Annotated in this window: 20 protein-coding genes; 10 read left to right on the top strand and 10 right to left on the bottom strand. The window is 41.1% G+C overall.

The annotated features are described in order from the left end of the window. Nucleotides 1-43: 43 nt before the first annotated feature. Nucleotides 44-3,310, top strand: coding sequence for a TonB-dependent receptor (locus QNM18_RS20005; RefSeq protein WP_284138244.1), 3,267 nt, complete (start codon nucleotides 44-46; stop codon nucleotides 3,308-3,310). A gap of 450 nt (nucleotides 3,311-3,760) precedes the next feature. Here QNM18_RS20005 and QNM18_RS20000 read toward each other — a convergent pair whose 3' ends face one another. After that, nucleotides 3,761-4,219 carry a MarR family winged helix-turn-helix transcriptional regulator gene (locus tag QNM18_RS20000; RefSeq protein WP_284138243.1) on the bottom strand — a complete coding sequence of 153 codons (459 nt, stop codon included), beginning with the start codon at nucleotides 4,217-4,219 and terminating at the stop codon, nucleotides 3,761-3,763. A 118-nt stretch (nucleotides 4,220-4,337) separates the two neighbouring features. On the opposite strand from QNM18_RS20000, the gene hmgA reads away from it, so the two are divergent. Then, the gene (gene hmgA, locus QNM18_RS19995; RefSeq protein WP_211008619.1) at nucleotides 4,338-5,633 is read left to right on the top strand and encodes a homogentisate 1,2-dioxygenase; all 1,296 of its coding nucleotides are present in this window, start codon (nucleotides 4,338-4,340) and stop codon (nucleotides 5,631-5,633) included. A 77-nt stretch (nucleotides 5,634-5,710) separates the two neighbouring features. Next, nucleotides 5,711-6,337, top strand: a complete 627-nt coding sequence (gene maiA, locus QNM18_RS19990; protein WP_284138242.1) for a maleylacetoacetate isomerase — start codon at nucleotides 5,711-5,713, stop codon at nucleotides 6,335-6,337. 22 nt (nucleotides 6,338-6,359) lie between these two features. On the opposite strand, the gene QNM18_RS19985 is transcribed toward maiA, so the two are convergent. Continuing rightward, nucleotides 6,360-6,590, bottom strand: coding sequence for a TIGR02647 family protein (locus QNM18_RS19985; protein ID WP_211008617.1), 231 nt, complete (start codon nucleotides 6,588-6,590; stop codon nucleotides 6,360-6,362). Between the two features lie 180 nt (nucleotides 6,591-6,770). Between QNM18_RS19985 and QNM18_RS27335 the strand changes: the two genes are divergently transcribed. Both QNM18_RS27335 and QNM18_RS19980 read left to right on the top strand, forming a co-directional pair. Next, a complete protein-coding gene (locus tag QNM18_RS27335) occupies nucleotides 6,771-7,067 on the top strand; it encodes a DUF1496 domain-containing protein (protein ID WP_417714844.1) in 297 nt (98 codons plus the stop codon). Nucleotides 7,068-7,093: 26 nt separating this feature from the next. After that, nucleotides 7,094-7,348 carry a VF530 family protein gene (locus QNM18_RS19980; RefSeq protein WP_211008615.1) on the top strand — a complete coding sequence of 85 codons (255 nt, stop codon included), beginning with the start codon at nucleotides 7,094-7,096 and terminating at the stop codon, nucleotides 7,346-7,348. 37 nt (nucleotides 7,349-7,385) lie between these two features. On the opposite strand, the gene QNM18_RS19975 is transcribed toward QNM18_RS19980, so the two are convergent. The 3 genes from QNM18_RS19975 to QNM18_RS19965 all read right to left on the bottom strand — a co-directional run bounded on the left by QNM18_RS19975 (nucleotide 7,386) and on the right by QNM18_RS19965 (nucleotide 10,444). After that, nucleotides 7,386-8,093, bottom strand: coding sequence for a transporter substrate-binding domain-containing protein (locus QNM18_RS19975; protein ID WP_247687179.1), 708 nt, complete (start codon nucleotides 8,091-8,093; stop codon nucleotides 7,386-7,388). A gap of 174 nt (nucleotides 8,094-8,267) precedes the next feature. Continuing rightward, entirely contained in the window at nucleotides 8,268-9,380 is a 1,113-nt protein-coding gene (locus QNM18_RS19970; RefSeq protein ID WP_284138241.1) for an arginase family protein, read from the bottom strand. Between the two features lie 284 nt (nucleotides 9,381-9,664). Beyond that, nucleotides 9,665-10,444, bottom strand: a complete 780-nt coding sequence (locus tag QNM18_RS19965) for a DUF2189 domain-containing protein (RefSeq protein WP_023397877.1) — start codon at nucleotides 10,442-10,444, stop codon at nucleotides 9,665-9,667. 258 nt (nucleotides 10,445-10,702) lie between these two features. Here QNM18_RS19965 and udp point away from each other — a divergent pair, with 258 nt between their 5' ends. Further along, a complete protein-coding gene (gene udp, locus QNM18_RS19960) occupies nucleotides 10,703-11,467 on the top strand; it encodes a uridine phosphorylase (RefSeq protein ID WP_211008613.1) in 765 nt (254 codons plus the stop codon). Between the two features lie 18 nt (nucleotides 11,468-11,485). Here udp and cdd read toward each other — a convergent pair whose 3' ends face one another. The 3 genes from cdd to ppc form a co-directional block, all read right to left on the bottom strand. Then, the gene (cdd, locus tag QNM18_RS19955; protein WP_284138240.1) at nucleotides 11,486-12,340 is read right to left on the bottom strand and encodes a cytidine deaminase; all 855 of its coding nucleotides are present in this window, start codon (nucleotides 12,338-12,340) and stop codon (nucleotides 11,486-11,488) included. A 43-nt stretch (nucleotides 12,341-12,383) separates the two neighbouring features. Beyond that, nucleotides 12,384-12,752: a hypothetical protein gene (locus QNM18_RS19950; RefSeq protein WP_211008611.1), complete on the bottom strand. Its 369-nt coding sequence runs from the start codon at nucleotides 12,750-12,752 to the stop codon at nucleotides 12,384-12,386. A 190-nt stretch (nucleotides 12,753-12,942) separates the two neighbouring features. Beyond that, on the bottom strand, nucleotides 12,943-15,576 hold the full coding sequence (ppc, locus tag QNM18_RS19945; protein WP_284138239.1) for a phosphoenolpyruvate carboxylase: 2,634 nt from the start codon (nucleotides 15,574-15,576) through the stop codon (nucleotides 12,943-12,945). Nucleotides 15,577-15,775: 199 nt separating this feature from the next. On the opposite strand from ppc, the gene QNM18_RS19940 reads away from it, so the two are divergent. Continuing rightward, nucleotides 15,776-16,495, top strand: coding sequence for an SDR family NAD(P)-dependent oxidoreductase (locus QNM18_RS19940; protein ID WP_211008609.1), 720 nt, complete (start codon nucleotides 15,776-15,778; stop codon nucleotides 16,493-16,495). Nucleotides 16,496-16,499: 4 nt separating this feature from the next. Next, nucleotides 16,500-17,132 (top strand): flavin reductase family protein, encoded by a 633-nt coding sequence (locus QNM18_RS19935; RefSeq protein WP_211008608.1) that lies wholly within the window; start codon nucleotides 16,500-16,502, stop codon nucleotides 17,130-17,132. Nucleotides 17,133-17,196: 64 nt separating this feature from the next. On the opposite strand, the gene QNM18_RS19930 is transcribed toward QNM18_RS19935, so the two are convergent. Next, on the bottom strand, nucleotides 17,197-17,955 hold the full coding sequence (locus QNM18_RS19930) for a DUF6279 family lipoprotein (protein WP_284138238.1): 759 nt from the start codon (nucleotides 17,953-17,955) through the stop codon (nucleotides 17,197-17,199). Nucleotides 17,956-18,327: 372 nt separating this feature from the next. Here QNM18_RS19930 and QNM18_RS19925 point away from each other — a divergent pair, with 372 nt between their 5' ends. After that, nucleotides 18,328-19,053 (top strand): tetratricopeptide repeat protein, encoded by a 726-nt coding sequence (locus QNM18_RS19925; protein ID WP_211008606.1) that lies wholly within the window; start codon nucleotides 18,328-18,330, stop codon nucleotides 19,051-19,053. Nucleotides 19,054-19,063: 10 nt separating this feature from the next. Here the strand turns inward: QNM18_RS19925 and QNM18_RS19920 are convergent, their stop codons facing one another. Beyond that, complete coding sequence (locus tag QNM18_RS19920) at nucleotides 19,064-20,455, bottom strand: aldehyde dehydrogenase family protein (RefSeq protein WP_284138237.1); 1,392 nt, start codon at nucleotides 20,453-20,455, stop codon at nucleotides 19,064-19,066. 549 nt (nucleotides 20,456-21,004) lie between these two features. Between QNM18_RS19920 and QNM18_RS19915 the strand changes: the two genes are divergently transcribed. Then, on the top strand, nucleotides 21,005-23,002 hold the full coding sequence (locus QNM18_RS19915) for a hypothetical protein (RefSeq protein ID WP_284138236.1): 1,998 nt from the start codon (nucleotides 21,005-21,007) through the stop codon (nucleotides 23,000-23,002). The last annotated feature ends 515 nt before the right edge of the window (nucleotides 23,003-23,517 follow it).

Below are 23,517 nucleotides of genomic sequence, written 5' to 3'. Positions count from 1 at the left end.
ATTTAAACTAACTGATAAACCTAATAACACGGGAAACAACATAATGAAAAACGTTCGCTTAACTAAAGTAGCTGGTGCTTTAGTCTTAGCCCTAGGCGTGTCTGCTTCAGCTTTTGCTTCTGAAACATCTTCATCGATGCGAGGTAAAGTAACTACTCCTGAAGGCAATGCCGCCGCAAACGTTAAAGTAACTGTCATTCACGAACCAACTGGTACTGTTAGCCAGTTTGTTACTAACGACTCTGGTGCATTCATTGCTAAAGGTCTTCGTGTAGGCGGTCCATACAAGGTTATCCTTGACTCTGACGCTTACCGCGACTCTGAGCTAAACAACATTTACTTAGACTTAGGCCAAACTCGCCGTGTAACTTCTCAGTTAGAACCAAAAAAAATTGAGACTATCTCAATTTCAGGTTACAAAATTGTTCAGCAAGCCGGTGGTTCTTCAAGCGTATTTGGTGAAGAAACACTAAGAAACATGCCTAGTTTCAACAACGACCTGAAAGACGTAGCTCGTTTAAACCCGCTAGCTTCTGTAAACGGCGCTGGTGAATTGACCATTGCTGGTAACAACCCAAAAACAAATAGCTTCACTGTTGACGGTATTGGTCAAAATGATGACTTCGGCCTAAGCTCTGGTGGCTACCCTACTCAACAGCCACCTGTTGCACTAGACGCAATTGAGCAAGTTTCTGTCGACGCAGCACCGTTTTCTGCTAAAAAAGGTAACTTCGGTGGTGGCCAAATTAACGCGGTTACAAAATCAGGTTCAAACGACTACACATTCACTGGCTTTTACGAGTTCTCTAACCCGAGCTTAGCAGGTGATTTAGATAGCCTTTCATATAGAACGAAAGAGGTCAAACGTGATGACGGTAGCGTTAGAACGGAACGCGACTTTGATAAAGACGGTCACGTGCAAATAGACACTGATACTAACGCTTCAATCTTAAATGAAAAACGTTTTGGCTTCAGCACAGGTGGTGCAATCGTTAAGGACGAGTTGTTCTACTTTGTAAACTATAATGCATGGAGACAAACAGAAGAGCTAAATTATGGTTGGGCTGGTTCTGATGCTACTCACGAACATACTGTGAGTGCTGACGAGTACAATCGTTTTATCAATATCCTTAGCGATACTTACGGTCTTACAGACGATCTTGGTGGCGACCCAGAAAACACCAACGATACACTTCTTGTTAAGTTAAGTTGGAACATCAGCGACGCACATCGTGCTGACTTTACTTACCAGTGGCAAGACGACAACCAAGACCGAGAATATTCAGATGGCGAAGATGAAGTTCGTTTAGCCTCACGTCGCTTTACTGAAGAAAAAACATTCAATAACTTCGCTACAAAAATCTACTCTGATTGGACAGACAGCTTTTCAACTGAGATCGGTCTTGCATATAAAGACGTAAGCAGTGAAAGTGCAAACAATTCTGATTTAGGAACTGTTTCTGTAAATGTTGAAGGTGGACGAGGCCCTGGTTTTGAATTTGGTCGCGATGAATTCCGTCACGCAAATATATCTGAAACAGAGACCACAGCTCTAACGTTTGATGGTACTTATTTTTACGGTGACCACGAAATCAACTTTGGTGCACATTTAGAAAGCTTACGCCTATACAACCTATTTGCGGCAAACACCAAGGGTTCATGGAAATTTAACAGCTTAGAAGATTTCGCCGCTGGTACTATTGACGAGTTTACTTACCGAAATGCATACACAAATAACGCTGACGACTTAGCATATGATGCAACGCGTAAACAGTTCGCTATTTATGTAGAAGACAAGTTCTACCCTACGGACGACTTAGAGTTAAATGTAGGTTTACGTTATGAGCGTTTGTCTTCAAGTGATAAACCAACGCTAAACCAATCATTCGTTAACACTTACAAGTTCTCGAACCAAGAAAACCTAGATGGCCTAGATATTATCCTACCTCGTATCGGCTTCAAGTATTATGCTACTGAAGCATTGACTATCAACGGTGGTATAGGTCGATTCCAAGGTGGTATTCCTAACGTTTGGTATAACAACCCATACCAAAATGACGGTATTACTTACGTATCAGCACCACAAAGTGCACTTGATGCGTATGTTGAAGCTAACAATGCACTAGCAGCAGGCAGCAGCAACAAGATCACAGCAGCAGGTTTTGGTAACGTACCAGCTTCTGTACAAGGTGCTCTATTACAAGGTGCAGGTAGTACAAACTATACAGATCCGAACTTTGAATTACCTTCAAGCGTCCGTGCTCAAATCGGCTTTGACTACGAGTTCGATTCAGAAATGCTAGGTGATGGATTTAAATGGTCTGCTGAACTTTCTTACCACAAGAAAGAAAATGAAGCTGTTTGGTATAACACTGCACTTGTCACACCTCCTGAGGGTCAACTGTCTACATCGAAAGATGGTCGTCAGATCTATACGTCTCGTTATGAGGGTGACGCTGCTGAAAACTTTGACATCATGATGACCAATTCTGACGAAGACGTTCGCTCCATCATCTTCACGACGTCACTAGCGAAAGAGTTTGATAACGGTCTATACGTCTCAGCTAGTTATACGCATCAAGATATTGAAGACGTAGCTCCTGGTTCTTCATCACGTGCGCAAAGTAACTATAAGCATGCGGTAACCCAGAGTAGAAACGTGGACCACGTATCTACTGGTTACTACGAAATAGAGCACAGCTTTAAAGTTAATTTAAGCTATAGTACTCAGTTCTTCGATGGTTATGACTCACAATTCAACGTATTCTTCGAGCGTCGCTCTGGTCGTCCATTCAGCTACGTAATGGGCTTCTTCCGAGATGGAGCCTACGGTGATACACGTGACTTCTATAGTAACAGCGCTTATCTTGCTTACATTCCAAGCGGCGCTGATGATACAGCTGTAAACTGGGATGAATCAAGCATCAGCTGGAGCGAGCTTGAGACGCTACTTAACAGAGCGGGTATTTCAGAGCGAGGTCAAATCCTAGACCGTAATACATATAAGCAGCCTTGGGTTACATCAATGGACGTCAGCTTCAAACAAGAAATCCCTGGCTTCTACGCTGACCATAAAGCGCAGCTTTACGTGATGATCGAAAACTTCGCTAACTTGCTAAACAGCGATTGGGGTCAGGAGCGTCGTCTTCAATTCCCTAACCAATCTGTTTATGACTTTGGCGGCTTGGATGACGAAGGTAGATTGATTCTAGATAACCGCTTTAACGGTGCGGATGTACGTAACTACAACGAAATCGATGAAAACAAGTCAGCTTGGCGCGCTAAAATCGGTGTTCGTTACACATTCTAATATCTAACTTAAACATGTAATTAGATGTCAAGGCCAACTTTATGTTGGCCTTTTTTATTGACTACGTACTGATTAATCATCCTTTTCTACAGACTCTATTTAAGGCCTCACATAGTAAGACGGCAGCATCTTTTAGTGTGACTTCAGTCTAACATCGAGATATTTAAAGTGTTGGCTGATTTAGCTAATCGTCCAGTAAACGAACTTTATAAAAGGCCGTGTAGACACGTTATTCATACACAGCAAATAAATTAGGTTTGTTAAAAAAGCAGTAGAACCTTAACTCTGGTCAATGACTTTACTATCGCTATCAAGAGACAGGTGGCATCAAGGGTAGACAAAGCAGTTTAAACCAACACAGGTTTTGCGGAGGTCGTTTATGAACATGAGTCATAAAAACGCGCTTCATTTTATCTCGAAGCAATTACGATGATTGTAAAAGCAAATACGTTATCTGCCTGTCGCTTTTCTTTCAACGGACAGAGAAAGCTTTTCGATCAAGGTTTTAAAGGTAACCTTTTCACTCTCACTAAAGTTTGACAATAAAGCCTGCTCCCACTCCTTCGCCTTTGGTGTCAACATCTCGTATAAATTGATGCCACTTGGTGTAGCCTGCAAAACGGTTGCGCGTTTGTCATCAGGATGTTTGTTCAACCCGATTAACCCTTTTTCTTCAAGCTGTTTTATCGCGCGCGATACGGTTGATTTGTCCATATTTGCCAGCTCACAAATCTGCCTAGCCGTTGCAAACTCTATATTAAGTACATGAGACAGTACGCGCCATTGGGCTTGTGTGAGTCCCGCTTCCTGATTATAAACTTGAGCAAAGTCTTCGCTCACTTGTGCGGATAAAGATACCAACTGATAAGGTAAAAACTGGCTAATATCTAAAATAGTTGGTTTACTCACGGTGCAAAGTACCTCTCACTTTTGTAATTATTTATTTACAGTACATCTTTATCAGGATGTTTGCAATTACTCTCACATGAGAGTATCTTACAGGAAACATCAATGGAGTCTACGTAAAATGAGTACAGAATTCGACTATTTAACAGGATTTGGTAACGAATTTGAAACCGAAGCCCTGCCCGGCGCATTACCAGTTGGACAATTTTCACCTCAAAAAGTGAAATACGACCTATATGCGGAGCAATACAATACCACTGCATTTACAGCACCGCGTGCTGAAAACCGCAGAAACTGGTTCTACCGTATACGCCCATCTGTATTACAAGGTGAATACCAACCAATGGACAATGGTCTGGTAAGAACAGGTCCTATTACTGAAGTACCAACGCCACCGTCAATGCTGCGTTGGAACCCAGTAGAAATACCCGCAGAAAAAACTGACTTTATTGATGGCCTTGTGACTATGGCTGCCAATGGTAGTGCTAATGGCCAAGTTGGTATCGGCATTCACGTATACGTCGCAAACGCATCGATGGAAGGTAGATATTTCTACAACGCTGACGGCGAGTTATTGTTCGTCCCACAACAAGGCGAACTTGTACTGCACACAGAGTGTGGCAAGCTTGCTATTAAACCAGGCGAAATCGCTGTTATTCCTCGAGGTTTGAAGTTCCGTGTTGAACTAATCAGCGAACAAGTTCGTGGATATATTTGTGAAAACTACGGTCATCCATATATTTTACCTGAGCGCGGCCCTGTCGGCGCCAATGGCTACACCAACGAGCGCGATTTTCAGTATCCAGTAGCTGCTTTTGAAGACCTTGAAGGCGACTTTGAGCTTGTAGCTAAATTTAATGGTAACCTATTCCGCTGCGATATCGGACATTCACCACTAGACGTAGTTGCTTGGACAGGTAACAGCGCACCATATAAATATGACTTGTCTCGTTTTAATGTAATAAATACAGTGAGCTTCGATCACCCTGATCCATCAATCTTCACAGTATTAACGTCTCCATCAGGCCAAGAAGGTGTTGCAAATGTCGACTTTGTGATTTTCCCTCCTCGATGGATGGTTGCTGAAGACACGTTCCGCCCACCATATTACCACCGTAATATTATGAGCGAGTTTATGGGTCTTATTGAGGGTGTATATGACGCAAAAGAACACGGCTTTGTGCCTGGCGGTATGAGCTTGCACAACTGTATGTCTCCGCACGGCCCAGAAGCTGACGTATTTGAAAAAGCCTCAAATGCAGAGCTTGAACCACAGCGCTATGAAAATACATTGGCCTTTATGTTTGAATCACGCTATGTAATTTCACCAACTAAATATGCACTTGAAGGCAAAGAGCGCCAACCTAACTACTCGGATTGCTGGAAAGGCATTAAGAAGTATTTCAAGGGCGCATAATTGCATAACATGCATTAAGCAATCATATTTTATATTGGCCACTTTATTGTGGCCTTTGTCGTGAATAAGGATTTAACATGAAACTTTATACATACTTTCGCTCATCTGCTGCGTACCGCGTGAGAATTGCCCTTAATTTAAAAGGCATTGATCATCAGCTTGAAGCCGTTAACCTATTAAAGTCGGAACAGCAACAGACGCCATATACAGCTAAAAACCCGCAGGGCTTGTTGCCAGCAATGGAGACAGAACAAGGTACTTTGGCACAGTCTTTGGCTATTTTGGAATGGTTGGAAGAAACGCATCCAGAAACACCTCTTCTACCTTCTGATCCATGGCAAAAAGCGCAAGTTCGTAACTTTAGTTATGCCATTGCCTGTGATATTCACCCTATTGATAACTTACGTGTTCTTAAATACTTAAGCAGTGAGCTAAATGTTACTGACGAACAGAAGACAACTTGGTATCAACATTGGATCATTGAAGGGTTCAAAAAATTAGAGCCAACACTCACAGACGGTCCTTTCTGTTTTGGTGACCAACCTACACTGGCAGATTTGTGTTTGGTTCCGCAAGTATTTAACGCGTTGCGCTTCAAAGTGGATATGTCACAATTCCCTAAAATTGCAGCCGTTTATGAGCACTGTAATACTCTAGAGGCCTTTATTAAAGCGGCACCCGAAAATCAACCGGATGCAGCTTAAATACGTATTTATGTATGGGGTATTATTTTAATGCCCCATGAACTTGGTCAATATGAGCCAGTAAATCGTGTCCCAAATCTGTTAAATAACCGCCATCGGGCCTATCTATCACCCCTTTGGCAAACAACCGCTCTGCCGCAGCTAAAATACTTTGATCCGCATTGCTGTGTATTTTAAGGCCTTGGTGCAAACTACTCCTTGGAAATTTTGCCAATAGTTCCAACTCCGCCATCAACTGAGTGTCAAATGCCATACTTCCCCCTAATTACAATCAAGCTACCAATTGGGCATGACTTGTGCTTACATTTAAATATACTGGTCAGACGGTATTGCCGCTGACAATCCTTTAGAACAGCCGTTTAAGCTAGCTAAGGTAAACACTACCTTTAGTGCCGATAAACGTACTTCGACCTAATAAACATTAGCCCAGACTATGAGTAATGCCATGTATAAGATCAATTTTTTATCATTTTTAATAATTTTTTTATGTTGTCTGCCGATTAATGCAAAAGAAAACTCTCCAAGAGTGTTCATTGATTCTCCGCAGCGAGTTTGTTGGTTTAATTCATCTCAGTATAGCGAAGGCGCTTTGATAAAGCAGTTTAATCACATATATGTATGTAGCCATAAATATGGTAACCAGCCACAAAGCCAGCTCGTATGGTTAAAGCTTGATGAGAGTGGAGAACCGAAAAGGCTAGATCTTAGAGGTAAGATACGAGTACACTAGCGCGTCGCGAAAATTAGGTTTTAAATATGAGTACACAACAACCAAATAATCCACTGCACGGTGTTAAATTACAAGACATTGTTGAAAAGCTTGAATCTGAGCTTGGTTGGGAAGAAATGGCGCAAATCGTCAATATTAATTGCTTCAAGAAAGACCCTTCCGTAAAGTCCAGTCTAAAATTTTTGCGAAAAACACCTTGGGCTAGAGAAAAGGTAGAGCAGTTGTACCTAGATACATTTCACGGGTTTGCCTGGCCATCCAACCCTCAATCTAAGAAGTAATAATTAAGGTAAGGGGAAAAGCTCCTCTTGCTGTTTTTTATTTAAACCCCAGTTGCTTATAACTGTTAACTATTTTTTTTGTCACATGAGGTGACAAGTCTTTGTTGCACGCAAAGTATAATTCCATATCCAAGTTACGCAGCGTCAAAACAGGTTCAAGCAATTCACTTACGGGCTCGTGTTTTCTTTTAAACTCAAACTGATCATCGCTTAATATCACAAGGTCAACAAATTTACGTCGTGTTGCTAGTAACTCAAAAACACGCTCAAATGAGTTGATAAGCACGAGATTATATCCCTCGATAAAGCCATTTTTCACTAAAAACTGATGGCTGTAGTTATCTTTGATAACGGCAACTTTGTATTGCTTGGCTTCTTCTATTGAATCAATCGAGATCTGAGACGACTTTAAAGCGTAAAAAGAGGTGATAAACTTACTAATGGGAAACACCCAATTGAACTTTTCGCCTCGTTGCTCATTTTTAGCCATAGAAAAGATACAAGTATTCTCATCTCGAGCAGCTGTATTGTAGGCTGTAGTCCAAGTTTCTACCGAGATCCGATAATTGATCTTTGACTTATCCAACACTGCTTTTACTTTGTCCACGGCAGTACCTACTAGCTCCCCTTCTCCATTAATATACTGAAATTGTGGGAAGTTCTCCGTAACAATATGTAAGGTATAACTTGCATGAGCAAAACTCAATGTTACTAATAAACAGCATCCAAGCATCCATCGATACAATACTTATCTCCTAACATTTCACATTTAGTAATACAAACTATAGGTAACAATTGCAGGTCTGTGAAATTACAACACGAAGAGCTGATCAGCAGCGCCTATAAGGCATTTTGTAAAGTAAGAATGGATTAAAATAAAAAGTGAAAAGGGGCTGATTAGCCCCTCTTAATATCTCAGTTATGCTTTATTCATCGCATCAATTAAGAACGCTGAAATCTTCGCACCTTCTCTCAAGGTGGTTTCTGAGCTTGATTGACCAGCAAGAGAGCTATCGGTAAATGGCGCAATTTCCATCATATCCGCGCCAGTGATCGGGAACTCTTTTGCAAGAGCTTTTAGGATTGTCAAAGCCTCTTCAGGTGTTAATCCACCTGTTTCAGGCGTGCCTGTTGCCGCAGCAAATTCTTCATCCAGCGCATCAATATCAAAGCTTACATATAACTCATCGACATTGTCCGCTTTAAGCTGCTCAATTACGCCAGCAACGATAGCATCAGCACCTTGCTCTCGAATTTCATGGGCCCAGTGTTGTTTAACGCCAAACGTACCTTCCCAATGCTCCTTTGCTTTACCGCTTGAGCGGATCCCAAATTGGATTAAGTGATGAGGAGCTGGTAAAAACTCAAGAATATGTGTGCACCAAGAGCCAAAACATAGGTCAATACCTAGTCTTTCAACCAACAAATCTGTGTGGGCATCAAAGTGAATAATCGCAGTGCGCTTGCCTTGTGCTCTTTTCGCTTTTAAATATGCCTTTGTTAGTGGGTAGCTAATAGAGTGGTCACCACCAATACCAAACACACCTTTATCAGGGTAATGCTTGTAGAAGCCATCACACACATCTTCGGTGATCGACAAAGGCGCTACAAAATATTCGCTATTCTCGTCTTGATAAAGGGCCTTCTGACAATTAGAGATAGTCCCTTCATTTAAATACTTGTCATGTAGTAAATGAGGAATAACACGCACATCTCCTAAATCAAACGCCGCTGTTTGTGGCTGCTGTTCAATTAGTGTGCTACGTAAAAATAGTGGGCCCCAGTTTGCGCCACGTAAAATACCACCGCCACAATCAGAGCTAATACCTAAAATAGCAGCTTTATGTTCGCTGTTTTCAATATTTTGCAATGAATCTTTCCAAAGGACATCGACGCCTTCAGTTTGACCATATAGCTTTTGTCTCAGTGCTTCTTTGCGCTCCTTAGCTGTATTCACAGTGAATACACCATCACCTGGTGGGCACAGACAATTTTCTAGTTTTTCAAGGTATTGTGATTTGCTGTTGCTCATAGCGTGCTCCTCAATAATTTGCATAATCATGCTAAATTAACTCTACTTCAAAAACGTAACCCGCTAATGAAATCAGCTCACTTTTGACCAATTTGAGTTTGATTACAATAAAACCCTTACAAACAAAAATTAGCTTAATCAATAACTTAATTGATTGTAAAAATGACCTACGAGAAAATTACAATTAGAATAACGCTGATATAACATGGTAGGAATATAAGTCAACCGCTGGATGCTAATCACATAAATACACCAGCGGCTGAATATTCACAGAAGATGTCTAGTTATTCGTATCCTCTGGGCTTTTTGGTCTTGATGATCGCGATATATCCATGCCAACTGGCATAAGCAAGTAGCGGCATAATAATGATGAAACCAGCAGCGCCTGTCAAAAACCCTATTATCACCATGGTGACTATGGTCAACCCCCACACGATCATGGCTGGTACATTAGTACCAACCGCGTGAATCGATGACACTACCGCTGTCATAATATCGACTCTTCGTTCCATCATAATTTGAGGCGTAAATGCAGAGATTGCAAAAACAGCCATCATCAATACACCACCAACAATGGAGCCGAGGGTTAGAAATGCTGATAGCTGTTCAAAGTTGGGGTTTGGCACATTCGGATACAATGCATGTATCAATGCCGCTAGTCGCATCCACACTATCATGATAACCATTAGTAGAATGGCAAACCCCCATTCTCCTGCGGGGTTTCTAAACATAGACTTCAAACTGTGCATTAATGTTGGCTTGTGACCTTTTTCTAACTCCCAAGCAACATCATACAAGCCTGCTGCGAACGCGGGACCGATTAAAGCGAATGCTACTGAAGCAGGTAAAATAACGAGGTGTGTGCCAGACTGAAAAACAAGCCACATAATAAAAGCGGGGATAATACTAAATACTAACCCGTATATTAGACTCAGGATTGGTGCCCTTACAATGTCTTTGCAAGCTAATGATAACCAGTGAAAAGGGGCTAGTGCACTAATTTGATTGCTTTCCAAGCACCGTGCGAATTCTGGGGTTTTATCTACCGAGTGAGATGTTGGCATAAAGGTGTCCTCTCTACATTGCTATATTAAGGTTTAGATGAGCTGGGCCTAACATGCAAGCATTGCAATAGTACACTGTTATATTTGTTTTCAAATTCGTTAAAAATTGGTTTTGTGTTACAACTTTACCCGTAATCAAACCATGCTCGTTTTATAAGTAACCAGTCAGTTAGCTTGGTTTAGCTCAGAGGACATGTGTCCTGTACTTAAACCTCTTTAACTTTAACCATTACGTTTTAGAACATAAAAAGGTTTTTTATGGAAAAGGTATTTCACTTGGGATTAACTCAAGCAGATCTTCAAGGTGCTAAGCTAGCGATCGTTCCAGGCGATCCCGAACGCTCCAAACGAATCGCCCAGCAGTTAGACAATGCGATTTGTCTGGCACAAACGAGAGAGTTTCATGTTTACCTAGCCACAATTAAAGAGCAACCAGTGGTTGTATGCTCTACAGGAATTGGTGGCCCGTCTACTTCAATCGCTGTAGAAGAGCTCGCTCAACTCGGGATTAAAACATTTCTAAGAATTGGAACCACAGGGGCTATTCAACCACATATTGATGAAGGTGATATTCTAGTCAGTACAGCATCAGTGAGACTAGATGGCGCAAGCCAGCATTTTGCTCCTTTAGCGTATCCGGCGGTTTCGGACTTTCATAGTACTCAAGCTATGGTGCAAGCTTGTGAATTTGAGAAGGTGCCTTATCACACAGGTATTACAGCTTCGAGTGACACATTCTACCCAGGACAAGAGCGTTACGACACTTTCTCCGGTTATGTATCCAAAGCATTCCAAGGGTCATGCGAAGAATGGCAAAAGCTTAATGTCATGAACTATGAAATGGAGTCAGCGACTCTATTCACTATGTGTGCAGCTCTAGGCCTAAAAGCAGCTTGTGTAGCCGGCGTGTTAGTAAATAGAACAAGGCAAGAAATTCCTGATGTTGACCATCAGCTGGTTGAGAAGCGTGCCGTATCAGTGGTAATTAAAGCCGCCGAAATCCTTATTACTCAATCAAAGTAGGCTTGCGCCTACTTTAGATTAAAATACGTGGTACTCCAAAGGCGCAGCGCCTTGTAAGTTGGTCAATACAGCTTGTGCCACGGATTTTTGATTTTCAAAACCCGCTTTCTCTACCAATGTAATGCGCTCTACGCTGGCATCTTCTAACTCAATACCAGATAGCGCCAATTGACTTAAAACGCTGCTCATGGGTGATAGGCTAGGACTGTAAGCTGCATTTTCTGCGTATCTGCCATAAAAAGCTCGCCCATCTTTCAAAACCAGCTCTGCCGCACTCAAATTGCTTGTATAGGGCACATAAGCATGACGCAGGTGTTGCTTCAGTGCATCGGATATAGGTAAGTTAACATCAACATCGGCCGCTTCATTTGACATCAGTGACGCACCATTACCCAAATCACTTGGACCAAAGTCACAGGGCAACAACTCTGTTAAGGTAAATCTTCCATTTGGTAGTAGTATTGACAAAGTACCAGCCGAGCTCAGCTCATTCATAAACTGACGACAAAATCCACAGGGTGCTGCGTTAATGGCAATCGAAGTGATTTCTTGCGCACCATTTATCCATGCGTTATTAATTGCAGCTTGCTCTGCATGAACTACCAAAGATAGTGCCTGACGTTTAAACTCTAAATTAGCGCCCAAATACATGCAGCCCGTAATTTTATCAAAAACCACAGCACCAACATAAAAGGAAGAGATAGGAGCTTGAGCAAATTTTGCTGCAATTGGTAACAAAGCCTGCTGAAGTTGCTCTTTGTCACAATTGAGTTGACTGATAAGTTCAGATACGACATTCGCCTTAAGTACACCATGTGTTTGCTTAGCGACATCGTAAATATATTCTTCTATTTTGCTGTCTATTATTACCATAATTTAATTATTATAGAATATGGCATGCCAGTTTACGCAGGTTTCACGCGTTACTCAACCATTCCTTTGCAGTTTTAAAACATTCAAAGTTTTCCGCATGAATACCAAATCTTTTTACTTTTTGTAAAAATAAGTCGTGCATATAACCTTCAAAACCAACGACACGAGCGATTTGCATATTAGTCAGGTAATGAGCAACCTTAGGCATTACATTGACAATATCAATGGCAGCAAATTTATGCTCTAACTCCGATACGTCAATGAGCACTTTTTTACTACCGTGTTGCTCTGAATACGCCTTGGCTGCTTTATACGCATTGACCACATCTTCTGCTCCGGCTTTACCACGCACTGTCATTAAAATTAAAGACGTTGTTTGGTCATAAGTAATACTGGTTGATAGTACTGACATATAGAACTCTAAAAAGATACCGACATAGAAATTAATAAAGAGGGCAAGGATTTTAGTTTAAAGCGTGGCGCTGTCAACAAAATAGGATTTAAAAATGAGTAAAAAATAAAAAACCAACCCTTTATGGTTGGTTTTTTATTTCATCGCGTTATAAAAATGTATTTTCAAATTACATTTTAGCACATAAGTATTAGCCAGTATTACGTAAACCTGCGGCGATCCCCATCATAGTGATCATCAGTGCACTATCTAGATTTTGATCATCTGAAGCACGGGTACGTTTTAATAGCTCTACTTGCAATAGGTTCAGAGGATCAGTATAGGGGTTACGTAACGCAATTGACTCTTTTATCCAGGGCTGTGCAGACAATAAACTCCCCTTGGGTGCAAGTCGCAATACTTCATCCATAGTCTCTTTCAGCTCAGATCTGAGTTTTTCCCCAATAATCTGAAGCTCTTTAGGCACTAGGCGTTCGTCATAATACTCCGTTAGCCATAAATCAGCTTTGCAAAACACCATTTCTAGCATTTCAATTCTAGTTCTAAAAAAAGGCCACAGCTCGCTCATTTCTTCAATTAGTGATTCGCCACCTAAGTTGAGTACGGCTTTAATCCCCTCATTGGCTCCAAGCCAAGCAGGCAGCATCAAGCGATTTTGACTCCACGCAAATATCCATGGTATTGCGCGTAAGCTTTCAATACCCCCTTTTGGATTACGCTTAGCTGGACGAGATCCGAGTGGCAACTTAGCTAACTCTATTTCTGGTGTTGCACTTCTAAAGTATGAAACAAAATCTGGCGTATTGCGGACGTATTGGCGATATCGTTCACATGATGCTTCACTGAGCATATCCATAGCCTCACGCCATTGTGACTTTGGTTTAGGGGGTGGGAACAAATTATTCTCGATGATCGCACTGGCGTATAACGAAAGGCTTTGAATTGCGACCGGAGAAAGTCCAAATTTAAATCGGATCATCTCCCCTTGCTCCGTCACACGTAAACCGTGTTTAAGCGAACCTGGTGGTTGCGAACGTAATGCTTGACGCGCTGGAGCGCCACCGCGACCAATGGTCCCACCTCGACCATGAAATAGCTTCATTTTAATTCCGTGTTTATCTCCTAATTCAATCAGAGACTCCATGGCTCGGTATTGCGCCCAACCAGCCGCCATCATTCCCGCATCTTTTGCCGAGTCTGAATAGCCAATCATGACATACTGTTGATGTGACAAGTGGCCTTTGTACCAACTTGAGCTGAAAAGTTCAGTCATCACTTTATCTGCTCGATTTAAATCGTCGAGCGTTTCGAATAATGGTGCGACAGGGAAATTAAAACCAACGCCACTTTCTTTGAGCAACAGTTGAACAGCCAATACATCAGATGCATACTGCGCCATAGATATAATATAAATCCCCAAAGCCGCGCTATCCTGTTGTGCAATCACATCAAATGTATCAATCACCTCTTTTACTGATTCGTTTGGACGCCAGTGCTTTGGTATAATCGGCCTCCTTGAGCTTAGCTCAGACAATAAAAATGCCTGTTTGTCTTGCTCAGACCACTGAGCGTAGTCGCCGACGCCCAGATATCGAGTAAGCTCAGATAGCACCTCTGTATGGCGGGCAGAATCTTGACGAATATCTAATTGGCATAAATTCACGCCAAAACAATTCAAGCGGCGAAGCACATCTAGCAGCAAACCATTGGCAACAACTTCCATCCCCAGCTCATTGAGAGAATTGAAGCAAACTAACAGAGGCTCTCGTAGCTGTGCTGTGAATTTAATTTTATCGCGGCAAGACGTTGGTGTCCCTTTGATTTTACTCTCCAAAAAGTCAATGGTTTCACGCACTTCTAGTTTGAGGTTTTTCAATAAAGCACGATATGGCTCACTCGTTTCACCTGTTTGCGCTAATAACACCTTATTTGCACCACTCATAGATAACTCTGCACTTAACTTATCCAGGTCTCGGTAATACAAGTCAAGCGCCATCCAACGACCGTGATCGAGCACGCTTTGTGTTACCGTTGCGGTTACATTGGGATTACCATCTCTATCTCCGCCCATCCATGAGGCAAGCTTCACTGGTGAAAAGCTCTGAGGTAGCTGAATACCCAGATACTGCTGTGCCATCTTGCCTAGTTCACCAACAAATTGTGGAATTGCGTGCCACAAGCTGTTTTCCACCACGGCAAATCCCCATTTTGCTTCTTCTAAAGGTGTCGGTCGCTTATCTCTAATTTCATTGGTATGCCAAGCCTGACAAATCAGCTGTGCTATCCGGGCTAAAATGGTATCTCTTTCTACGCCTGTGCACTCAAGGCTCTCTAGTTCTTTAAGGCAATCACTTAATTCAACGTGTTTGCTGATTATTGTGCGGCGAGTTACTTCCGTTGGGTGTGCCGTGAGCACTAATTCTATTTGCAAAGTGGACAGCGCCTGTATTGCATCCTCTTGAGAGCACTCTTCTTTTGCAACGCGATCGGCGAGATCTTTGATGGTGTTTTCAATCGTTTCGAAGGCTCCCTCTGGTGAGCCTGCTTTGGAAGTCGTATGATACTGCTCTGCAACGTTTGCCAAATTCAGAAAGTGGTTAAACGCTCTACAGACAGGCAAAAGTTCTTCGTTGCTAAGTGCCTTTAGCGTATTAATTAGGGCCTCTCTCGCTTGATGATCTCCGCTTCTAGAGGCTTTGGCAAGATGTCTGATCTGCTCTACTTTTTCAAGTAGGTCTGAACCCAGTGCATGCTCGATGGTTGCCCCCAAACACTCACCTAAAAGACTTACGTTGCGACGTAGATTTGTATATTGCTGGTCCATACACTTTCCTTTGAATACAATTTATCCAAACCAATATACTGTTAAACATACATAAATGAAAAGACCATTTCGTTACACTTTTTTAATCTTAGCCTCGTCCATTTTTGTCATTTTAAAGCAAAATGTCCTTAAATTGAGGTGATCCAAACTCCGCTCAGTGTCGTATATATCTAAATTATTTTCACAGCAAAAAGTCTTTATGGTGCAAAAAACAGCCGTGGTGATCGGTGCCAATGGCGCGATCGGTAAAGCACTTGTCAATCAGTACTTGCGCCTAAACTATCAGGTCGTTGCAATAAGCTCAGTTAAGTTAAACGTGGCGCATCCCATGTTGAACAAATTTATAACTGATTACTCAAGAGACAACATACAGGACCTGTCTAATCGTATAGCGCGAATATATCCTGGTACCGCATATATTACGGTGTGTAATGGTCTTTTACACACCAAAAACAATATGCCCGAAAAGAAAATCGAAACATTTGACGAGGCTTATTTCAGTGCGCTTTTGCAAGCCAATGCAATGACGCCTTTTTTATGGCTGCAAGCATTTATGCCTCACCTGCTCTCAACCAAGACACCGTGTGTGTTCACCGCATTGAGTGCCCGCGTTGGCAGTATTTCTGATAATCAGCTCGGTGGCTGGTATAGCTACAGGGCATCCAAAGCAGCGCTCAACATGCTATTTAAAACAGCCAGTATTGAACTGCAAAGGCGTCGATGCAATGTTAAGTTAATGCTTTTCCACCCAGGTACTACCGACTCCGCACTGTCAAAACCTTTTCAAAATAATGTTCCAATAGACAAGTTATTCAAACCAGAATTTGTCGCACAGCAACTACACGAGCTTCAAACTAATCGGGTGTTTGATGGTGATGTTGACTATATCGATTGGCAAGGCGAAAGCATAGAATGGTGATCTCATGATATTTAATACTCAAGATTTACTTAACTTTCCAGATAGGTATCGCGCACATTTTATTAATAGCCTGTCTGGCTATAAGAGCGCAAACCTTGTTGGCACACGAAGTCCAAATGGCGAAGAGAACTTATCAATTGTGAGTTCGGTATTCCATTTAGGCGCACATCCGCCGTTAATGGGTGTCATTTTTAGACCGCATAGTGTCAGGCGAGATACATTAGAAAATATACTGCAAACAAAAACATACACAATCAATCACGTTAACTCTTTAATTTGGAAAGAAGCCCACCAGACTTCTGCGCGATACGATGAACATCAATCAGAGTTTGACGCAACGGGCCTAACGCCCTATTACCATGATAATTTTGGTGCCCCATTTGTTGCACAAAGCCAACTAAAAATAGGCCTGGAATTATGCCAGCATCAAACCATTGAGTTGAATAAAACCGTACTTGTCATTGGCAAAATTGTGCATGTAGAGGTTGACGACAATGCTGTTGCAGAAGATGGGTTTATCAACTTGGAACAACTTGATACCATTGCCGTCTCCGGTTTAGATTGCTATCACACGACAAGCAAGATAGCGAGGCTTGAATACGCTAAACCAAACAAGCCCGCAACAACAAAAGCGTGATGGTCAAATATACTGCAAGGTGAAAGTATAACTTCAATGTTCATAAAAACGGTGCTGAGGTGTTTTACAGTTTGGCGCCGTTAAACTCTGCCAGTATATATTCCAAGTCTTTTAGATAATCGACAAACGCGGCTTGTTGATCGGTAGAGAGTGTACTTCTCAGACTTATCAACAAATCAATTTGATTCACAATGCGTTGAACTCTTTGCTGTTCAATGTGCGCTGGTAAATCATTTGGAGAGTTAACAATATACCTTGTCAGTTCTTCCATTTCTGCCTCAGTGAGCAGTCTTCTTTGGAGCAGTGCTTCTATTTTCGAAAGCCGTTTTTGATTGTGTAGTACCTGCACTTCTCTGTAAAACGCAACGTTATCGTAATGGCGACTGATCATTGCTTTCTGCTGGATATTTAGTTTCCCTAAAGCGTCTTCAAATCGCTCAAGCGAATTCTCGATTCGCTCATTTCGACTTTTGTACTTTCCCATTTCACCTTTGATATTTGATATAAGCTGTTTTCTTTGTTTTTGGTCAAGTGAAACCAATAAAGGAACAAGTACGGGCCCAGCGTCTTGTATCAAGTCATACCAATGCCCCCTCACTTGCTGACTGAGCTTGAAAATCTGCTTTTTATCCATCGTTAACCAGTCAGCTTCAATGGTTTTAAGCCAGCTAGAGTACATTGGTAAATAGTGAGCTTGATGCCGCAACTGCAGCTGATGAAAGCCTTTTAAAAACACTTCTTCTTGAGAACGAGTTAATGTAACAAAATCTTCAAGTTTATTGAGTACAAGCCTGTCTGCATTTTTATAAATTGTCTCATACATACAAGCAGTTAAGGATAATATTAACAACAAGACAGTAACTATTTTTGACATAAAGCCACCACAAACGCAATTAATTATCATTTGCAGTTGACAATCACACCACAGTAATTGATAATTATTCTCAATGAAGCGAACTAGTTGATTATACGCACAATGAATGCTCGCTTCATATAGTGAATTACTACTCGACCCAGTAATTTCACACACTCATTTACTTGCTACATTGCTCATATCGGTGACGGTAGATATGAAAATTAAAAAGCCCGAAAGGGCTTTTTTTATTTCCCTTCATAAACTTATAGTCTAAACTGCGTTATTAAACTAGGTGCATTAAGCTAAACACACTCCCCTGTAACATAAGGAGAAATAATAATGCGGAAAATAACTCAAATACTTCTATTATCGGGCCTCATAGCATACTCAACTCCCTCTATCGCAGGATTGGAAGAAGGCATCGCGGCTGCGAATGCTGGCCAGTTTGATGTTGCTCTAAAGGAGTTTCAATACTTAGTCGATATGGGTTTCGCCCCAGGTATGTACGAGCTTGCAAAAATGCATGAAGGTGGATACGGCGTCCCGAAAAACCCTAGAAAAGCAGCTGAATTATTGCAACGCGCAGTAAAATTAGGTAGTGCTGATGCTATGTTCGCACTTGCCGTTTTGTACCAAGATGGCAGAGGTGTGAAACTAGATAAACAAAAAGCTGTGGATCTTTTCACTCAAGCGGCAAAAAAGAGTCTTCCAGCAGCCCAATTTAATCTAGGTGTTATGCATGCAAATGGAGATGGTGTTGTACAAGACTACTCCCAAGCACGCTTTTGGTATGAGCGCGCCGCTGCCAATAATTACACACTTGCGATGTACAACTTGGCGTTATTGTACTACCAAGGTTTAGGTGTACAAAAGAATGTTGAACGCTCATATATTTGGAACTTACTCGCTGAATTTAACGGTTACGCACAAGCCGCAGAAAGCAGACAACTTGATGAGCAAAGCCTGTCTCGCTCGCAATTAGAGCGTGGACAACGCATAGCAAATGAGATCTATCATAAAATTCAAGCCAAAACCTATATCGCAGGTAGTGGATTTGCCGAATAGCTGAGCAAATCTAACGTAAATATAGCCATGTCAAAACATGTTTTATGATATGGCTATAACGGTCAAACAGCTGACTACGCCATATTTTATCGCTAGATTTGAAAATAGACTTGCCGTGGCTCAATGCAATAAAGCCTTCTTTTGCATGATACTGCCCCATCCCCGAACTACCCAAACCACCAAAGGGTAAATCAACTACGGCAACGTGTAACAACATATCGTTGATACACAATGATCCTGCTTGCAAACTACGACGAAGCACGGCCTCAGACTTTTCACTGTTTGTATATAAATAACACGCTAAAGGTGTACCAAGAGATTGCACTACACGCTTGGCATGTTCAAGGTCTTGGACCTTTAATACAGTAACAATAGGTCCAAATACTTCTTCTTGCATTACGCGAGCTTTCAGTGAGGGCTCGATGATTATGTGAATCCCAAACTCTTTGGCCGTCGAACTTTCTAGAGGCTTAGAGGAATACACTTCAGTCCCCTGACCTTGTGCATCACTTATCAGCGACATTAATCTGTGAGCATGATGCTGGTTCACAATACCCGTGTGACCTTTTGAATGGCTACTTTCTCGTACCTTATTTTTAAGCTTTTCAATAAACTCATCAAATATAGACTCAGTAACAAGCACATAATCTGGTGCCACACAGATCTGCCCCGCATTCATTGTTTTCGCATGTATAATATCTAATATCGCTTTGTCTTGATTAGCATCATCTAACACCACCATGGGTGATTTGCCACCTAGCTCTAACGTTACAGGGACCAAATTTTTTGCAGCCGCTGCGTAAACCTGTTTGCCAATATGAGTTGAGCCGGTGAAAAATAAGTGATCAAAAGCTTGTTGGCTGAATTCAGACGCGACATACGCGTCTCCTTCTATAACCACACAGTTTCCTTCCAGCGGTTCCAACACTTCTTTAATTACTTGATTGATAGTCGGCGTAAGTTCACTGAGTTTAAGCATTACTTTATTACCAGCTGCAATTGCCGTGGCGAGCGGAACAAGCGCTAGCTGTATAGGATAATTCCAAGGAGCGATAACACCAATAACGCCTTTTGGCACGTACTCTATCCACACTTTAGAAGGTAAGAATTGCCAGCCCGCTGATCTGCTGTGAGGTTTCATCCATGAGTCAAGGTGCTTAGATAAATACTTGATATGACTAATAGTTGGTATGATATCAGCCACTAGGGAATCATAATCAGAACGCATACTGAAGTCAGCCTTAGCCGCGTCTACAAGGCGTGATTTATTTTCAATAATTGCTGAACTCAATTTTTTAAGTTGCTGTTTTCGTAACTCGTTAGACGGATATGGCGTCGCCAAATATGCAGCCTTGAGTGTAGCAAGTTTATCTCTAATGGAGCTATTGAGCGCTTCTGTCACATTTGCTTCCTTAACTATTCGCAATGACCATTACCACATTATACGTATTTTTAACCACTAGTTAAAAATAAATTAAAAAAACAACACCAAGCCGAAACCCCAACCACGACTTTTGAATATAATTAATATCAAACTTCGATTAACTATAACACATCATTTACATTAAATAGCCAACAGTATCAATTTTCAGATCGCCATTATAAAATAAATTAATCATACAGCACTCATTGACAGAAACAATTTAAAACCCACCACCTTAGTTTTAAAAAACAAATAAATCATGTTTCAAAAAAACAGTAAAAACCATAACACACTGATATAAATGCCTATATTTCACTCAAAATTAGAGCGGACGCACTCACCTGTTTACTATCATTTACAAAAAAAACACTTAACTTAATCATTGTTATATTAGGAAAAAATAACAATTTGGATATTAAACAAACAAAATCCAAGCAGTTATTTTACCCGATATGAATATTTTCCTATTCTTTTATGTTTTAATTTCGCCCGATAACAAAGTGATAAAATTAATACAGGAAGATATTAATGTTTAAATATTCAAAAGTCGCACTTGGCTTAGCTACTTGTTTCGCTCTAACAGGCTGTTTAAAAGTTGAAGATGATGGTAACAAAGAAATTTCAGACCAGCTGAATAGTCAAAATGAGCTATTACAAACACAAGTTAACTTGTTAACAGAGCAACAAGAAAACGCTAAGGCACCAGCAGCAATTAAAGGTACAGTGGTATCTGTATCTGAAGGCGTTTCTGCTGCTGACGCACAAGTAAGCGTTTTTGTTGATAATGCATGGACGGAAGCTGTCGCAGTTGCTGAAGATGGCTCATTCAATATTGGAAACCTACCCAGTAGACGCGATATTGTTGTAAAAGTTGCAAGTGAAAGTGACGCATTTATGACTCGTTACTTTACTCACAGAACGTCTGGCTACGTAGCCAATGGTGTTCAAACTGACGATCTGTTTAGACTTGAAGTATCTCAAGGTTATACGAAAGAACTTAACATCCTTGACGCTGAAACAAATGAAACAGTTAAGAACTTAACCATTTGGAATAGAGATGGGAAAATGGGCTCTGGTTTCTGGGGTGCTGACAACTTTGATCAATTCGTGAGCGATGAGTTTACTTCAAAAGCAGTCTTTAACGAAGAAAAAAGCGTTTACGAGATTCAGTTACCTAAAGATTTATCGTATGACGTAGTCTTTAAGCTGGATGTAAACGGTGACGGCTCTAACGATTATGAGATGACGGAAATTAATCATGGTATTTCTCATAATGACGTAATAACAGTAGCGCCTCAAGATTTAGATTCTGTGGATGTAATCTATGTAAAACCAATGACCACACATGAATTCACTGTTGCACTTACCATACTTGATGAAGAAGGTAATGCTGTAGAAGTGAATCGCGTTTATGCAAATAACAATGAACGTGGTGAGAAGTACGCGACTTACAACGAAGAAACAAAACAGTATGAGCTCAATGCTAACTTTTTCAATAACTTTAATCTCATGATCCCTGGCTTTGAAAGAGATAACTTAGTTTATGACAGTGCTAACTTACAGATCAGCTACAATAAGGCGCTATCTTCGTATTGGGTATATAATGGCAATGTTAACGCGTCAGTTGAACTATCAAATAACACTTTAAACCTAGTTGTTCATCTACATAGTAATGAAATAGATGAATCAACAGTAACAACCATTGCGACTGTTGATGCAAAAGACACTGTTGACAATGACGTACAGTTATACTTAAACGTACCAGTTGAAGTGGCAGCAGCCAACGTTCAAGCAGTAGCTGTAAATCACGTTTTAGAGTCAAAAGATGGCTTTACAACATTGAACACTGTTGAGACTAATGTTGAACATGACATTACGCTAGATTTGGACAACACTCGTATCACCGTCGCACCAAAAGCAGAAGTGACAACAAACTATAGATACCGAGTTTCTATCGATGAGGTTGTCAATACTATCTCAGGTGAAACTGAGCAGCTAAGCTTCAACAAAGAGTATAACTTACCAGTTAGCAACGCTGTTTTTGATATCAATGAAATTACAGCTGATAACCTTAACCATACTACAAATGGTCAGCCAATTGTCGCTAAAAACTCAGCTGGCGTCGACGATACTTGGGCATGGGATCATGATGGTTACATTAGTTTCATTTTACCAAAACACATGCACTTGGTTGAAAAGTTCAGCTTCGAAATTGTTAAATATACGCGTAACAATGAAGAAACTGTGATCAACGATCCTAATACGAGAATAGTTATTGGCGATACTTGGAATAACTATTCTACAGATTTCTTTGCAAAAATAGCACGTAATGAAAACTGGAGTGGTAATTTCGTTACGGGTAGTGCTGTAGACAGTGGTTATCACTCAATAACCACTAACAACGCAGCTCTATATTTAAACGACGACAAAGAAGGCTTTAAGAACACAGTTACTATTAACTACAGCTACCAGCTGAAAGACAGTAAAGATGTGGTCACAGGCACTCTAGAGTTACCAATTCAATAAATTTGAAGTATTTAAAAAGGGCTTGGTGTTAACCAAGCCCTTTTTTTGAGAATAATTTCAGTGCTGATGTCTAACGACGATACATACGATGTGCTGGTATTGAGAATAAGCCGATAACCAAAATACACTCCTTCTAATAAAGCTTCTTGAACCCGCTCACATTACTAACAATTCGCGTGACAGATGTAACTCGTTTTCATCTTTTATAGCGCATTCAATCCCACTCGCGCTGCCTAGTGATTAGGCAACTCTCTTACAAGTGACTGGCACCTCCTTGTGCGTAGCATTATGTGACCAAAGAATTATATCAGCAGGCCTCATTAACCCCATATTCACGAGATATTTATCAAAGCTTTATTACCGAAGCCCCATTTTTAAACACCACTATGGTTTGCAGATCGAGCACATCACGTCCATCTATATCAACTGTTGTTATCGCAATTAAATAGCTCGACTAATAATTAACGACTTTGCCTGTATCAACAGCGCCCAAAAATGTTGTCGTACAAACCAAG

This window comes from Pseudoalteromonas obscura, from assembly GCF_030135505.1.
Taxonomy (GTDB): domain Bacteria; phylum Pseudomonadota; class Gammaproteobacteria; order Enterobacterales; family Alteromonadaceae; genus Pseudoalteromonas; species Pseudoalteromonas obscura.
Note: the sequence above shows the minus strand (reverse complement) of the source record. Positions and strands in the feature narration are given on the sequence as shown.